This is a genomic window from Sphingomonas koreensis (assembly GCF_002797435.1).
Classification (GTDB): domain Bacteria; phylum Pseudomonadota; class Alphaproteobacteria; order Sphingomonadales; family Sphingomonadaceae; genus Sphingomonas; species Sphingomonas koreensis.
Genome location: NZ_PGEN01000001.1, coordinates 2,969,131 through 2,983,246, shown reverse-complemented (window position 1 = coordinate 2,983,246; position 14,116 = coordinate 2,969,131). Strand labels below are relative to the sequence as shown.

The following is a 14,116-nucleotide window of genomic DNA, read 5'->3' as shown; positions in this document are numbered from 1 at the left end:
CGCGGATATTTCGCAACGCGTTGAGGCTAACGATCACAGCCGCGATCCGCTGGACAGTTGGTCGGTGCTATCGAGGGTCCAAGGAGAGCTCGATGGCAGACAGGATGTTGGAGGGCCGCCGGATCATCGTGACGGGCGGAGCGAGCGGTATGGGCGCAGGGCTGGTCCGCGCCCTGCCTGCGATGGGCGCGCGCGTTGTGTCGCTCGACCTCAACGCCGATGCCGGCGCACGGGTCGCCGGAGAAGCGGGCGCGACTTTCCTTGCGGTCGACGTGACGGACAAGGCCTCGGTCGATGCCGCGACGAACCAAGCCGTCGCTGCGCTGGATGGGCTGGACGTGCTGATCCATGCCGCGGGAATAGCGCCCGGCGCGCCTGCCGAATCGATCCCGCCGGAGCAATGGCTTGAAGCCATCGCGGTCAACGCGACCGGCACTTTCCTGGTCAATCAGGCGGTGTTCCCGCACCTCAAGGATCACGGCGGCGCGATCATCAACTTCGCATCGTCGGCAGGGATCAAGGGCTATCCGGGCAAGGCAGCCTATGCCGCCGCCAAGGGGGCGGTCGTCGCCTGGGTGCGCTCAATCGCCAGCGAATGGGGCCGCTACAATATCCGCGTCAACGCCATCGCGCCCACCATCTGGACACCGATGTACGACAAGACCCGAAGCAGCATGAGCACCGACCAGCTTGCTGCCCATGATGCCGCCCTCAAGGTCGCGATCCCGATCGGTGGCAAGCTCGGCGATATCCGGCGCGATCTGGTGCCGGTGGTCGCGTTCCTGGCTTCAGACGGCGCGCATTTCATGACCGGACAGATCATACCCGTCGATGGCGGGGCCTTGATGATGCGATAACAGACAGGAGAGCGAAAATGCTGGGCGCACCGCGGATCAAACATATCGACGAGGTTTACGAGCAGGAGGTGGTTCGCATCGAGTTTGCGGACGGGCGAACGGCGTCGATCTATGAACGCTTCCTCGAATCGATGCCGCGTTACTTCGCATTCTACAATCGATGGGAGCCGGGGATGATCTCGCTCACCCATGGACACCAGGGCGATCACACCGTGTTCGTGCTCGAGGGCGAAGTGACGGTCGGCGACCGGCTATGCCCCAAGGGCACACACATCTTCCTGATGCATGGCGACCGCTTCGGCCCGTGGGTCGCCGGGCCGGACGGCTGCGAATTGCTCGGTGTGATCGCCGGCAGTGGCGAGGCATTCTGGTCGGAACAGGACATGGCCGACTATCTGGCGCTGCTGGAGAAAAATGGCGCGAAGCAGGGCATCGTGCCGGCGCTCAAGAACCGCGAACCGTGGAAAGCGAAGGGAAACCCGCTGCCCGGCCCAGTCAGCTAAGCGCGCTCTGCGGCCCCGCCGGTCCGGTGAAAGCCGGATTGGGGTAGGAGCGCCCGTCCGCCTCGATTCGTCCCCGGAAGAAGGGCACGAAGGTCCGGTGCGCGAACCGCCAGCCATCGGCTGTGCGCACCAACCGGTCCTGATAGCTGCCGAAGCAGCAGGATAGACGGTCTTCACCCTTGCGCTGAAGCAGTTCGGTGACGGTCCAGCTTGCGGTTGCGCTGTCGCCGTCGACCGAGATGATTCCTGCGCCGCAATTCTGATTGAGAAAGGCGAGCGGCTCGAGCGTCAGGATCAGTGCCTCCGCGATCGCGGCGCGCCCAACAATGCCGGGCTTGGAGAAGGCGGTGAGAACGCCATCCTCGGCATAGGTCGCTGCGGCCGCGGTTCCATCGAGCCGCATCACCGCATGGCTGTACGCCGCGGCCAGCCGCTGGATCTCGATCTCGTCGATCAGCCGGCGTTCAAGCGGCATCACGACAATATCGCCCGCCCCCGATCGAGCACGACCTTGTCGCCGACGCGCGCCCGGAACGCGACCGCGCCATCCTCATCCCATAGATCGACCGCAATCGTCTCGCCCGGCAGCACCGGCTTGGAGAAGCGCGCCTCGAACGAGGTGATCGCCCGTTCGGGAAATGTCTTCGCGACCGCGACCGCAGCGACGCCATAGGTGGCCAGCCCGTGCAGGATCGGGCGTGAGAAGCCCGCGTTGGCGGCGAAGGCCGGTTCGGCGTGGAGGGGATTGCGATCGTTGTTGAGGCGATAGATCAACGCCATGTTCGGATCGGTCGGCATCTCGACCGACCGGTCGGCGGCACGATCGGGCACCGGTTCAAAGACATGCGACTCGCCCTGAGGTCCGCCAAAGCCGCCATCAGCGCGGCAGAAGACGCTCGATTCGCTGCGAGCGATCAGCGCTCCGGTCGCCTTGTCGATGGTCTCGCGCACCAGATCCATGACCGCCCCCTTGTCGCCCTTGTCCCAGATGCGGGTCACGCGGTTGGTGGTGATCACAGTCGCGCCAATCGGCAGGTCGCGAAGCATCGTCAGCCGCTGCGCACCATGGACGACCATCGTTCGGGTAATCCCGGTTTCGGGATCGGTCATCCAGTTGCCGGGGTGGCCGATGACGATGGGCATGGTCGGAAAGACCTTCAGGTCCTTCTCGAACACATAGCGCAAGTCCCATGGATCCATCGGATCGCGGCCAAGGCCGATCGACAGCGCATAGAACATGACATCGCGGTCGGTAACCACGGATTCGACCGGCGCGAATTCGCGCGAAAGGATATAGTCGGCGTTGAGCGGCATCAGAGTGTCTCCGTTGTGCCGAAGATCGTGACCGACTGGCTGGAAAGTGTGCCGCCATTGCCGTGCGCCAGCGCGAGCTTCGCGTCCGCCACTTGCCGGTTGCCCGCCTGACCGCGCAATTGGGTCACCGCCTCGACCATTGTGAACAGACCGTACATGCCGGGGTGGACACAGCTCAGGCCGCCGCCATTGGTGTTGACCGGCAGCCGTCCTCCCGGCGCGATCCCGCCATCGGCGACGAACCGTCCGCCCTCCCCCTTCGGACAAAATCCCAGATCTTCGAGGAACAGGATCGTGTTGATCGTGAAGGCGTCATAGAGTTCGACGATGTCGATGTCCGAAGGCTTCACGCCGGCCTGTTCATAGGCCCGCGCGCCGGCTTCCGATGCTGCAGTCACGGTCAGGTCGGTTGCTTCGGAGATGTTCTTGAACCAGGTCGCCGATGCCGCGCCCAGCAGATAGACGGGAGGCTGGGGCAAGTCCCTTGCCCGGTCGGCGCGCGTCATCACGATCGCCGCGGCGCCATCGGTAACGAGGCAGCAATCGCGCACCGTCAGCGGATCGGACACCATCCGCGCGGCCAGCACGTCTTCGATCGTCAGCGAATCGCGGGCGAATGCGTCAGGGTTCAGTTGCGCCCATTTGCGTGCGGCCACCGCAACCTCGGCCAGATGCTCGCGCGTCGTGCCATATTCATGCATGTGCCGCGCGGCGGCGAGCGCGTAGCTGCTCGGCGGATTGCGCGGCTTGTAGGCCTGCTCGTAGGGAAAGGGAGCCGCGCCACTCGACACCAACCCGCCCGATGCCGACCGCTGGTTGCTGCCATAGGCAATCAGGACCGCGTCGCACAGGCCAGCCTCGAGCGCGAGCGCCGCCCACATCGCATGGATCTGGAACGCCGATCCGCCGGTGCGCGTCGATTCCACCACCTTGGGCCGGATGCCCAGATATTCAGGAACGGACATCGCGCAGAACGGGTCCTGCGGCAGCATCGCAAAGACGCCATCGATGTCCGAAGGCTTCAGCCCCGCATCGGCGATGGCCGCCAGCGATGCCTTGGCCAGCAGCTCCGCCGCCGTATAGCCCGGTGCCGATCCCATACCGAAGGTGGCGCTGCCCACCACCGCCGTCTTGCCGCGTGGAAAGCTCATGCGCCTGCCTCCGTGAACAGGATTGCGGGCTTGCCGTCGATCTCACCGACCTTCGCCTTCACCTTCAGTCCGATTTGCACGGCTGCCGGGTCGATATCGACGACGCGGCCCATCATCCGTACCCCCTCGGTCAGGTCGATCAGCGCGACATTATAGTCTTCGGCAGGCGGCTTGCTGCGAACCACCGTGGTCGAATAGACGGTTCCGTTCCCCGACGCTTCCACCCATTCGAGGTCTGTCTCGCCCGTCCCCGGCACGGCGACGCGCGGAAAGAAGACATAGGTCCCGCTCCCCTTCGCGCGCTGGAGCATGAAGCGCCCTTCGGCGAGAAACGCGAGATATTGTTCTTCGGGCTGCATCAATGGCCTCCGCCGACGGGCTGCCCGGCGACGGCGAGCGCGTCGACCGCGACAACGCCTTCACCCGCCGGGTAGACAAATACGGGATTGAGATCGAGCTGGTCGATATTGCCTTCGGCGCGCGCGAGGTCGGCGACGCGGGAGATGAGCGCCGCCAGCGCGTCGAGATCTCCCGCCGCCTCCCCGCGGACACCTTCCAGGATCGGGGCGGTCTTCAAACGCCCGATCAGCGTCTTTGCCGCCTCGGTCGAAATGGGCGGCGGCGCGAACACCACGTCCTTCAGGACCTCGAGATAGATGCCGCCGGATCCCAACATCACCAGCGGTCCGAAATCGGGATCGCGTGTGATGCCGATCACGATTTCATGCCCCTTGGGCATCATCTTCTGGACCAGAACGCCCTCGATTCGGGCTTCGGGGGAATAGGCCATCGCCGATGCCATGATCCGGTCGAACGCCGCCTCGACATCGCTTTCGCCGATGTTGAGCGCCACACCTCCGGCCTCGGTCTTATGGGCGATATCGGGCGACTGGATCTTCAGCACGACCGGGAAGCCCATCGCGCGCGCTTGTGTGAGCGCCGCCGCGCGATCGGAAACCAGCGCGTTGGCAGGCACCGGGATGTTATAGGCCGACAGCAGCGAGCTCGTCTGCAGCTCGTTCAATATGCCCGGCTCGATATCGTCGCAAACCGCTGCTGCTGCCGGCGCCAGGACAGGCGCGCGCACCTTCCAGTCAGCCAGGAAGGCAGCATGTTTGTTCAGCGCCGAAAGGGCAGATGCGCAGCCACGGAAGCTTGCAAAGCCTTGGCCTCCCAGTTCCGCCAGCGCCGCCATATTCTCGGGGTGCGGCAGAATATGCGAATGGAACAGGATCGGCTTGGTCGCGCCCGCATAGAGCGGCCCGAGCAAGTCGGCGAGCGCCTTGACCCGGCCCGGCTTGTGCAGGCCCATATTGACGACGATCGCGTCGATCTCATCGCTATGCTGCAGGCGTTCGAGTACCTTGACCAGCGGCCGCCCGCCCGCCTCGACCGCCTGCGCGGTGACGTCGACCGGATTGGCGGGCGACCCGAATTCGGGAATGAATTCCTGGAGGCTCGCCTGCAACTGCGAGGACAGAACGGGGACGTCGATGCTCGCCGCACCGAGCAGATCGGCCGCCCAGGCGCCTGCGCCGCCCGAAGTCGAGACCACCGCCGCACGGGCCACGCGGCCCTGCGGGAATCGCGCCAGCGCCGCTGCGGCCGCCAGCATCTCTTCCATATCGAACACCCGGATCACGCCATAGCGGTCGAACACCGCGTCATAGGCGGTGTCCGCGCCGGTCAGATGGGCGGTGTGGCTGACAGCGGCGCGCTGCCCCGCTTCCGAGCGGCCGACTTTCATGACGACGATGGGCACGCCCTTGTCGGCCGCCTTTGCAGCTACCGACGCAAAGCGCGCGGGGGTTTTCAGCCCTTCGATGAACATGACGATGACACCGCTCTCGCCCTGGTCGAGCAGGTGATCGACGAAATCGAGGGATTCGAGGTCGCCTTCATTGCCCGTCGTGATGACGGACCGGAAGTCGAGATTCTCCGACAGCCCCCGGCCGAACAGACAAAAGCCCAGGCCACCCGATTGCGACACGATCGAAACCTTGCGCCCCGGGCGCGGCGCGGCCCTGTTCTGCGACAGCGCCTCCTCGACCACTGCGGCGAAGGTGGAGGCAATGCCGGCAAGATCGAAATACCCTTCGGTATTTGGTCCCATATAGCGCAGCCCGCTATCGCCGATCGCGTCGGTCAGGTCCGCGATATCGACGCCCGAGGACAGGATCACCGCGGCCTTCGCGCCTGCCGCCACCGCCTCGCGCACCACGCCTGGCACCGTTGCGCCAGGAGTCGCGATCAGCACCAGTTCCGCGCCGCCGGGGATCTCGCTCAGGCTGGTATAAGCAGCCTGTCCCTGGATCGTACCGCCCTTGGGATGAACCGCATGCACCACGCCCGGATAGGCGCTGTCCTTTGCCAGCTTGAGCAGCTTGCCGCGAAGCTTGGACGGATCGTCGGCTGCACCGACCACGGCGATGCTGGCGGGCGTGAAAAAGCTCGAAAGCACGTCGATCGAAAGCCCTTTATGATTGTCCGTTCGCTCTTCGTCGATGCGAGGCACAAGGCAAGTGCGCGGAGCAATCAATCACATACGGGGTGAAGGCCGAACATCCGGTCCAGAAAAGCGAGCGTGGCATCGGCAAAGACATCGTTGCGATCACCGACGATCATGTGCCCAGCGCCTGCGATCGACTCGACTTCAAGCTGGGGAACGATCGCACGGAACGCGGCGAGCCCCTCGTCGCTCACGACCTGGCTCCGCTCACCCCGGGTCAGCAGGACCGGCATGGTCAGCCGCGCGGACATTTCCTCGAGAAAGTCGGTCGCGGCGGCAAGTCCGATTCCTTGTTCGCGGTCCATCCAGGCCGGATCCCAGTGCCAGTGCCAGCGCCCGGCCCCGTCGATGCGCATGTTTCTCTGCATGCGTTCGCCCGCGTCCGGCCTGGGCTCCTGTCCGCGGATGCGCGCCAGTTCCGCCGCGGCTTCGTCGGGCGAGCTGAACCCTTCGGGCGGCGCACGCAGCACTTGCGTCACTTCTGCTACTCCGGCCGGATTGGTCCGCGGGACGGTATCGACGATCACTAGCGCGCGAACCCTCTCCGCTCCGGCCTGTGCTCCGGCCACAAGCGAGATCTTGCCGCCGAGCGAGGCGCCGACGAGTACACATGGCCGGCCAAGTCCGTCGATCACCGCCAGCAAGTCGCCGACCGTGCGGGCATAGCCATAATGGCCATCGGGTGACCAATCGCTTTCGCCATGCCCGCGCAGGTCTAGCGTGATCGCGCGCCAGCCTCGCTCGCTCAGCCGTTCCGCCGCGCGCGACCAGCCATGGCGCGTCTGGCCCAATCCGCCCAGCATCAGCACGGGAGGCCCATCGACCGGGCCGAACATGCTCGCCGCCAGCCTTATGCCACCCAGCCCCCTGAGCCAGCTGGTCATGCGGCTTTCACGGCTTCGGCGGCGAACAGCGCGGCGCGTGCATCGGCATCGAAGCCGAGCTCCTCCAGAAGCTGCGCGCTATGCTCGCCGAGCAACGGCGGCGGCCGGCGGAGCGGCGTCGCGAGATCGCCGAAACTCCACGCCACGCCGACCTGATCATAACCGCCATAGGCTGGATGGTCGAACGAGGCGACGAGACGCGCTGCGCGATTGTCGGGATCGGCGAGAAAGGTAGCGCCGTTGTCCAGCGCGACGGCGGCGGCCGGATATCCCCGAGCGGTCAGCGCCGACACCGCCGCTGCTTTGGTCATCGCCGCAATTGCCGTCTCGCTCAGCTCGCCGGGCAGGGCATCGCGGCCGGGAGCATCGACGGCAACCCAGCCATCCACGCATTCGAACAGCCGCTGCGCGGGCCCGATCCCGATCTGGTCACGATCAAGTCGGGTCATGGGGGCGAGCGTGCCGTCGGGGAGGACAAAGGTCTCCATCGTCGCGAGACTGCCGCCGAGCAATGACGCCGCGACGAACTCGCCCTCTCCCGTCGCGTCACGCCTGAGCAATGCGAGCAATGTCGCCACGACCGATGCGAGCGCGCACAGGTGATCCATCATCCCGAAACGGCACCAGGTCGGGCGATTACCCTCGCCCGCATTCGCCGCTTCCCATCCGGAGGCAGCCTGGAACAACTGGTCGTAGCCGGGCCAGTCCTTGCGCGGCCCCTGCGGACCATAGGAATTGACGTGGCAATAGACGGCGCGCGGGTTGATGGTGCGAACCGCATCCCAGCCAAAGCCCAGCTTTTCCGCGGCAGGCATGCGCTGATTATGGTGGACCACATCGGCCCATCCGATCAGCTTCTCGAGCACCTTGCCCGCATCGGGATGCTTGAGCGCGACAGCGATGTCCCGCTTGTTGCGCTGGCATCCATTGAACGCCCAATCGGCATGGCGCAGCGGGTCGCCCGTCGTCGATTCGACCTTCACGACGTCCGCGCCCATATCGGCGAGCAGTTGCGGAGCCAGCGGCCCTGCCAGGAAGTTGCCGAAATCGGCGATCTTCAGACCCTGCAGCGGCGATGCCATCGCGCACCCTTCGACCATGGGTTCGCCTGTCGGCGTTCCGCTCGCGACCTGCATCGGCGGCCCGGGCTGGCGGGTCCGGCCAAACCGCGCATTTTCGACATCGACGACATAGGAATTCGCCGCCGCCTGCTCGTCCTCATAGAGTGCGCCCATGTCCTGCACCGGTTGGACCGGCACATCGGACGCCCAGAGCTCCTCGAGCCACTCGCTGCGCGGGCGCGTCTTGAAGATCGCCTCGATCGCACCGCGATCCTCGATATATTTGATCACGGCGTTCGCATATCTGGCGTTGTGTGCAGCGCGCGTGTCCGGGTCCATTGCCGCCAGCGCGCGCGAGAGGGACGGCGCCTTGATTGGCTGACCCATGGTATGCATCCACAGGCCGTCGCCACATTCGAACAGTGTCGCCCCCGCATCCTTCGGAAACCCGAATTTGAGCGCTGGCGAGGGCCTGTCGGCGCGGTGCCAGATCAGCGCGGTCGGAATCAGCGCGCCCTGCAACAGACTGGTCGCTACCGATCCGCCTTTGCCCGTGCGCCGTCGCGCATAGAGCCGCGCCAGCACGCCGATCGCCGCAAGATAGCCCGCATGCGCGCTGCCCAGCGGAAAGCGCAGCCAGACCGGGCCATCGCGTGCCACGGCCTTCTGCTCGTCCAGCAGGCCGGCTTCAGCCAAAACAAGCGCGTCGCTGACCGGGCGGTTCTCGTTCGGATGGCCGGCAGGCCAGCCGCCGACCGCGACATGGATCAGTGCCGGATAGCGCATGGAGAGTGTCGCGCTATCGAGGCCGAGCGCGCCCGCAGCGGCGGGCAGCACGTCGTGGATCACTGCATCGACTTCGCCGAGCAGCGCATCGAGCCGCGCTGTGCTGAATGGCTCACGCTGTTTGTAGCGGTTCCACAGCGCATCTTGCTCGGGACTGAGAGGCGTATCGTCGCGGTCGAGCTTGATCACCGTGGCGCCGCTCTGCGCCAACAGCAATCCTGCTGCAGACACCGCCTGTCCGGCACCAAGATCGAGCACCTTGAAACCGCGCAACACGTCAGTCATCCCGCTCTCCGCTCAGCATTTTTTCTGGATGGTTCGAGAAATCGCGAATCGTGTCGGGTTCGCGCAACGCCTGTCCGGCGCGCTCGGGCGCATAGGTGAAGCAGGATCCGATCATCTGGCTCATCGCGCTTGCGGCTGCCCCGACGGGAAAATCGAAAAAGCGGGTGCCGGACACCATCACCCCCCGGCGGAGCATCAGCCCGCCTTCGATGAGATTCTCCGGCTGCGCCCGGGTCCAGGCATCGAACGCCCGCCGGTCGCCGGTCGGTACGCCGACCGCGTTTTCGCGAACATCGTCGAACTGCCAGTGCAACAGCGTCTCGCCATCGCGATCGATCTCGGCAACGATCACGCCCTCGACCGGATCGGATACGCGAATGTCGTAGGTGAACGGCGCAGGATCGAGCGCATGTCGCGCGGCGACAACGAACAGGTCGTACAGATGCGTGCAGTGATCGCGCTGATTTTCAACCAGGGCCGCATCGGCGAGCGCGACCCCCGCCATCCGTTGGGCAAGGAAGCCTCCGGCGGCGGGGCAGGTCGACCAGGGATAGCGCGGCGCCCGCGTCTCCACCGCTTCGATCCGTGCGCCATCATGGATCAGCGACACGCCAAAGCAATGCGCGTCATCCTCCATGTCGACCTCGATGCGCCCGTCTCCCGGCACGACGCGAACACGCCGCCGGTAGCCGGTGAACGCGTCGGCCACCATCACTCCCCGCTGAAGTTCGGCTTGCGCTTTTCGCCGATGGCCTCGATCGCCTCGGCATGATCGCGGCTGATGTTGGACAGGCCTTCATAGGCCATGCCGGTATCCATCGCAGCATGTGCAAGCTGGCGCAGCGGCTGGTTGATCGTCATCTTCGTGCCGTAGATCGACATGCTCGCACCATTGGCCAGCTTTTCGACCCAGCGATCGGCGAGCGCGGTTGCCTCCTCAAGCGTCGAGACGGATTCGGCGATCAGACCAAGATCCGCAGCTTCCCTGCCCGTAATCGGTTCGCCCAGCATCAGGAACTTGCGCGCCTTGGCGTAGCCCATCATCTGCGGCCAGATCAGCGACCCGCCATCGCCCGCGACGAGCCCGATATTGACATGCGGGTCGGCAATCTTGGTATCGTCCGTCGCCACCACGAAATCGCAGAGCAACGGCAGCGTCGCGCCCAGACCCATCGCATGGCCGTGGATCCGGGCGATGGTCGGCTTGGGACAATCCAGCACGGTATAGACCAGCCGCCGCGAGTTCCAGATGCCCTTGAAGAACAGTCCGGGATCCTCGACCTTGCGCTTCATCTGGGCGAAATCGCCGCCCCCGCAGAACGACTTGCCCTCGCCGGACAACACCACGCACCGCACTCGCTCGTCGAACGTCGCGTCATGGAAGGCATCCGAGATCTGCTCGTTCACCGGATCGTCGATGATGTTGCGCTTTTCGGGCCGGTTCAGCGTCAAGCGCAGGACAGCATCGTCAAGCTGGACGCTGAGCTTGTCATAGCGGGAATAGTCGAATTTCATGCCGGTGCTCCTGCCGCTGCGAAGCGGCGCAGATGGAAAGCGGGATCGCCGAACATCTGGTTCAGCGTGTTGAGGCGGATATAGTGATGGCCGATATCCAGCTCCTCGGACACGCCCATGCCGCCGTGAAGCTGCACCGCCTGATAGCCGACGAACTTGCCCGACTTGCCGATCTGGACCTTGGCGGCGGAGACGATGCGTGCCCGCTCCACCGGGGTGTCGCCGAGCGACATCGACGCGACATAGGCCATCGAGCGCGCCGTTTCGGTCTGGATATACATGTCCGCCATACGGTGTTGCAGCACCTGAAACTTGGCGAGCGGCGCGCCATATTGTTCGCGGGTGCGGGTATATTCGGCAGTGGCGGGCACGAGATGGCCCATCGACCCGATCGCCTCGCCACATGCTGCAGCGATACCATGGTCAAGCGCCAGTTCGACCAGCGCAACGCCGCCGCCGATCTCGCTCAGCACCGCATCCTCGCCGACGCTCAGTGCGTCGATCACGACTTCCGCCGCGCCGTGCGCGTCGATCATGCGGAAGCTGCGGCGGGCAACCTGGTCTGCATCGACGAGGAACAAGGTAATGCCGTCGCGATCCCCCAATGCGCCCGAGGTCCGCGCCGCCACGATGAACGTGTCCGCGCTGTCCCCCCCGATCACCACTGGCATCCGTCCCCTGATCGTCCAGCCGGCGCCCGCTGCAGCTGCGGTAAAGCTGTGATGCTCCGCGCTGCGCAGCACGTGCGTCGAGCCCGCCGCCAGCGCCAACCGCGCATCGCCCGCGATCACCCGTTCGATCATATCGGTGCGCCCGCCCGCAATCAGCAGCCGGCCGCACACGATCGCGGTCATCAGATAGGGCAGCGTCACCAGATGCCGCCCGAAACGCTCCATCACCACCAACGCATCGACGGGCGATGCGCCATAGCCGCCGACCCCTTCGGGGAACGCGGCGCCGATCAGGCCCAGTTCCGCCATCTCACGCCATAGCTGTGCCTGTCCCTCGAGGTCGCCGAGCAGCTTGTGCCGCGTAACGAGGTTGTATTTGTCGGTCAGGAACCGGTCGACCGTGTCATGCAGCATCTGCTGGTTGTCGTCGTAATGAAAATCCATCGTTCCGCCCTCAGACGTTCAGCAGCCGGCGCGCAATGATGTTGCGCTGAATCTCGGAACTGCCGCCGTAGATGGTGAGCTTGCGCCGGTCGAAATGCTGTTGCGCCATATAGGCGCTTTCGATCGGCACCACGCCTTCTGACACGGTCAGGGGATGCGTCAGGCTGACGATCTCGCCGACCTCCATCAGCAATTCGGTCAGCGCCTGCTGGACCTCGCCGCCGCGGATCTTGAGCACCGAGACTTCCGGCCCCGGTGCCTTGCCCGACAATTCATCGGCCAGCACGCGATACGCGGTGTAGCGTAGCGCCAGCAGATCGGTCTCGACCTCCGCGACGCGCTGGGCGAGAACCGGATCATCGCCCAGCGGCGCTCCGCCCGGCCCGATACGGCCAAGCGCGCCGCGCAACTGCCGCGACAACGCCATGCTCGGGCCAATGCCGGCGCCGACCAGCCGCTCGTGCCCCAGCAGGAATTTGGTGATGGTCCAGGCATCGCCTTCCTGGCCCAGCAAATTGGCGACCGGCACGCGAACATCGGTGATCTGCACCTCGTTGACCGCGTGCATGCCACCCAGTGTCAGGATCGGGCTGATCGTCACGCCCGGCTGTTCCATGTCGATCAGCAGGAACGAAATCCCTGCCTGCTTGGGTCCGTCCGCGGAGGTGCGGACCAGGCAGAAGATCTTGTTCGCCATGTGCGCCCAGCTGGTCCACAGCTTGGTGCCGTTGACGATATAGTCGTCGCCGTCGCGCACCGCTCGCATCTGAAGCGCAGCGAGATCAGACCCGGCCTGCGGCTCCGAAAAGCCCTGACACCACCAGTCCTCGCCTGACAGGATCCGGGGCAGCAATTCCCGCTTCTGCGCCTCGGTGCCGAATTCGACGATCACCGGCCCCAGCAGGTCGAGCGAGGGGATATTCGCGCGCGGCGCGCCCGCCAGCGCCGATTCCTCGTCCCAGATGAAGCGCTCGAGCGGCCCCCAGCCGGTGCCGCCCCATTGCGTGGGCCAGCTCGGCGCCAGCCAGCCCTGCCTTTCCAGGATCCGCTGCCAGCGCTGATGATCGCCTTTACTCAGCTTCCTGCCATAGAGCGTCGCCTCCGCCAGTTCGGGAGGAAGCTGGTCGCGCAGGAAGCCCCGCATCGCCTGGCGCAACGCCTCGGCTTCAGGCGGAATCGTCAAATCCATCGTTCAGGCTCCCCGGAACATCGGCGCGCGCTTCTCCTTGAACGCAGTGCGGCCCTCGACATAGTCCTGGCTCAACGCCAGGACCGGCTGAGCGTCGCTTTCGGCATGAAGCACGTCTTCCAGCGAATTCGGTCCGCGCGCCATGACCCGCTTCATCGCGGCAATGGCAAGCGGAGCGATACCGGCAAAGCCCGCAGCAACTTCCAGGGCTGCATCCAGTGCGCTTCCTGCAGGCACCACGCGGTTCGCCAGACCCAGGGCACCAGCCTCAGCTGCTTCGACGACCCGCCCCGTCAGCATCATCTCGCGCGCGCGCCCCGGCCCGACGCGCTGCGGCAGCGACCAGAGCATCCCTGCGTCCGCCATCAACCCGATCTTGCCAAAGGATGCACAGAAACGTGCGCTTTCGCCCGCCACCAGCACGTCGCAGGCCGTGGCGAGCGACATGCCCGCGCCATAGGCATACCCCTCGACCGCCGCGATCGTCGGCTTGGGCCCGCCGCTCAGCAACCGCACAATGTCCTGCAGGATCGCGATGTTGCGCTTGGTCCGCTGCGCATCCGGCGCGGCCGCGCCGTTGGTCGGCTGCAACTGGCCGCCCGAACAGAAATTGCCTCCGGCCCCCGTCAGCACCACCGCCCGAATGTCGGGATTGTTGCCCGCTTCGCGCAAATGACCAAGCAACGCTTCACGCATTTCGAGCGAGATCGCGTTGCGCAATTGCGGCACGTTCAGCGTCAAGACGACGACGCCATCTTGTTCGCGCTGCAGAATGAATTCCGACATGAAGCCCCTGTGATCAAATACCGCTCGACAGACGCGATGATCCCGCTGTCCGGCGCTGAATTGGCATTGTTGATGTATCCAGTTGGTCGGCGGGCGTATACCGGTGCAGGCCTCATTGCAGGGGTTAGCATGGATGTGTTGGTTTCGGCGTAACGGTTGGA

The 14,116-nt window shown here is 65.3% G+C and carries 14 protein-coding genes; 2 read left to right on the top strand and 12 right to left on the bottom strand.

Annotated features, from left to right (window positions below):
* Positions 1–92 precede the first annotated feature (92 nt).
* On the top strand, positions 93–857 hold the full coding sequence (locus BDW16_RS14180) for an SDR family NAD(P)-dependent oxidoreductase (RefSeq protein ID WP_066581626.1): 765 nt from the start codon (positions 93–95) through the stop codon (positions 855–857).
* 17 nt (positions 858–874) lie between these two features.
* Positions 875–1,360, top strand: coding sequence for a cupin domain-containing protein (locus tag BDW16_RS14175; protein ID WP_066581629.1), 486 nt, complete (start codon positions 875–877; stop codon positions 1,358–1,360).
* On the opposite strand, the gene BDW16_RS14170 is transcribed toward BDW16_RS14175, so the two are convergent.
* From BDW16_RS14170 to BDW16_RS14115, 12 genes are all read right to left on the bottom strand, one after another.
* Positions 1,353–1,835 (bottom strand): nuclear transport factor 2 family protein, encoded by a 483-nt coding sequence (locus BDW16_RS14170; protein ID WP_066581632.1) that lies wholly within the window; start codon positions 1,833–1,835, stop codon positions 1,353–1,355. The genes BDW16_RS14175 and BDW16_RS14170 overlap by 8 nt on opposite strands.
* Positions 1,835–2,674, bottom strand: coding sequence for a MaoC/PaaZ C-terminal domain-containing protein (locus tag BDW16_RS14165; RefSeq protein ID WP_066581639.1), 840 nt, complete (start codon positions 2,672–2,674; stop codon positions 1,835–1,837). The genes BDW16_RS14170 and BDW16_RS14165 overlap by 1 nt, the downstream gene beginning before the upstream one ends.
* Complete coding sequence (locus BDW16_RS14160) at positions 2,674–3,825, bottom strand: thiolase (protein ID WP_066581643.1); 1,152 nt, start codon at positions 3,823–3,825, stop codon at positions 2,674–2,676. The genes BDW16_RS14165 and BDW16_RS14160 overlap by 1 nt, the downstream gene beginning before the upstream one ends.
* A complete protein-coding gene (locus BDW16_RS14155; RefSeq protein WP_066581646.1) occupies positions 3,822–4,184 on the bottom strand; it encodes a Zn-ribbon domain-containing OB-fold protein in 363 nt (120 codons plus the stop codon). The genes BDW16_RS14160 and BDW16_RS14155 overlap by 4 nt, the downstream gene beginning before the upstream one ends.
* The gene (locus BDW16_RS14150; RefSeq protein WP_164519431.1) at positions 4,184–6,286 is read right to left on the bottom strand and encodes an acetate--CoA ligase family protein; all 2,103 of its coding nucleotides are present in this window, start codon (positions 6,284–6,286) and stop codon (positions 4,184–4,186) included. Before BDW16_RS14150 ends, BDW16_RS14155 begins: the two co-directional genes overlap by 1 nt.
* 74 nt (positions 6,287–6,360) lie before the next feature.
* Positions 6,361–7,218 carry an alpha/beta fold hydrolase gene (locus BDW16_RS14145; RefSeq protein ID WP_083954471.1) on the bottom strand — a complete coding sequence of 286 codons (858 nt, stop codon included), beginning with the start codon at positions 7,216–7,218 and terminating at the stop codon, positions 6,361–6,363.
* On the bottom strand, positions 7,215–9,350 hold the full coding sequence (locus tag BDW16_RS14140) for a CoA transferase (protein ID WP_066581653.1): 2,136 nt from the start codon (positions 9,348–9,350) through the stop codon (positions 7,215–7,217). Before BDW16_RS14140 ends, BDW16_RS14145 begins: the two co-directional genes overlap by 4 nt.
* Positions 9,343–10,059 carry a hypothetical protein gene (locus tag BDW16_RS14135; protein ID WP_125958867.1) on the bottom strand — a complete coding sequence of 239 codons (717 nt, stop codon included), beginning with the start codon at positions 10,057–10,059 and terminating at the stop codon, positions 9,343–9,345. The genes BDW16_RS14140 and BDW16_RS14135 overlap by 8 nt, the downstream gene beginning before the upstream one ends.
* A gap of 2 nt (positions 10,060–10,061) precedes the next feature.
* Positions 10,062–10,865 carry an enoyl-CoA hydratase/isomerase family protein gene (locus tag BDW16_RS14130; protein ID WP_066581657.1) on the bottom strand — a complete coding sequence of 268 codons (804 nt, stop codon included), beginning with the start codon at positions 10,863–10,865 and terminating at the stop codon, positions 10,062–10,064.
* The gene (locus tag BDW16_RS14125) at positions 10,862–11,980 is read right to left on the bottom strand and encodes an acyl-CoA dehydrogenase family protein (RefSeq protein ID WP_066581658.1); all 1,119 of its coding nucleotides are present in this window, start codon (positions 11,978–11,980) and stop codon (positions 10,862–10,864) included. Before BDW16_RS14125 ends, BDW16_RS14130 begins: the two co-directional genes overlap by 4 nt.
* A 10-nt stretch (positions 11,981–11,990) precedes the next feature.
* A complete protein-coding gene (locus BDW16_RS14120; RefSeq protein WP_066581660.1) occupies positions 11,991–13,169 on the bottom strand; it encodes an acyl-CoA dehydrogenase family protein in 1,179 nt (392 codons plus the stop codon).
* Positions 13,170–13,172: 3 nt separating this feature from the next.
* Positions 13,173–13,955, bottom strand: coding sequence for an enoyl-CoA hydratase/isomerase family protein (locus BDW16_RS14115; protein ID WP_066581663.1), 783 nt, complete (start codon positions 13,953–13,955; stop codon positions 13,173–13,175).
* Between the last annotated feature and the right edge of the window lie 161 nt (positions 13,956–14,116).

Bases quoted from the DNA above. Each gene is read 5' to 3' on its own strand.
- BDW16_RS14120 (WP_066581660.1), bottom strand. From the start codon at position 13,169: ATGGATTTGACGATTCCGCCTGAAGCCGAGGCGTTGCGCCAGGCGATG.
- BDW16_RS14115 (WP_066581663.1), bottom strand. From the start codon at position 13,955: ATGTCGGAATTCATTCTGCAGCGCGAACAAGATGGCGTCGTCGTCTTG.
- BDW16_RS14140 (WP_066581653.1), bottom strand. From the start codon at position 9,350: ATGACTGACGTGTTGCGCGGTTTCAAGGTGCTCGATCTTGGTGCCGGA.
- BDW16_RS14130 (WP_066581657.1), bottom strand. From the start codon at position 10,865: ATGAAATTCGACTATTCCCGCTATGACAAGCTCAGCGTCCAGCTTGAC.
- BDW16_RS14155 (WP_066581646.1), bottom strand. From the start codon at position 4,184: ATGCAGCCCGAAGAACAATATCTCGCGTTTCTCGCCGAAGGGCGCTTC.
- BDW16_RS14160 (WP_066581643.1), bottom strand. From the start codon at position 3,825: ATGAGCTTTCCACGCGGCAAGACGGCGGTGGTGGGCAGCGCCACCTTC.
- BDW16_RS14165 (WP_066581639.1), bottom strand. From the start codon at position 2,674: ATGCCGCTCAACGCCGACTATATCCTTTCGCGCGAATTCGCGCCGGTC.
- BDW16_RS14170 (WP_066581632.1), bottom strand. From the start codon at position 1,835: ATGCCGCTTGAACGCCGGCTGATCGACGAGATCGAGATCCAGCGGCTG.
- BDW16_RS14125 (WP_066581658.1), bottom strand. From the start codon at position 11,980: ATGGATTTTCATTACGACGACAACCAGCAGATGCTGCATGACACGGTC.
- BDW16_RS14180 (WP_066581626.1), top strand. From the start codon at position 93: ATGGCAGACAGGATGTTGGAGGGCCGCCGGATCATCGTGACGGGCGGA.
- BDW16_RS14175 (WP_066581629.1), top strand. From the start codon at position 875: ATGCTGGGCGCACCGCGGATCAAACATATCGACGAGGTTTACGAGCAG.
- BDW16_RS14145 (WP_083954471.1), bottom strand. From the start codon at position 7,218: ATGACCAGCTGGCTCAGGGGGCTGGGTGGCATAAGGCTGGCGGCGAGC.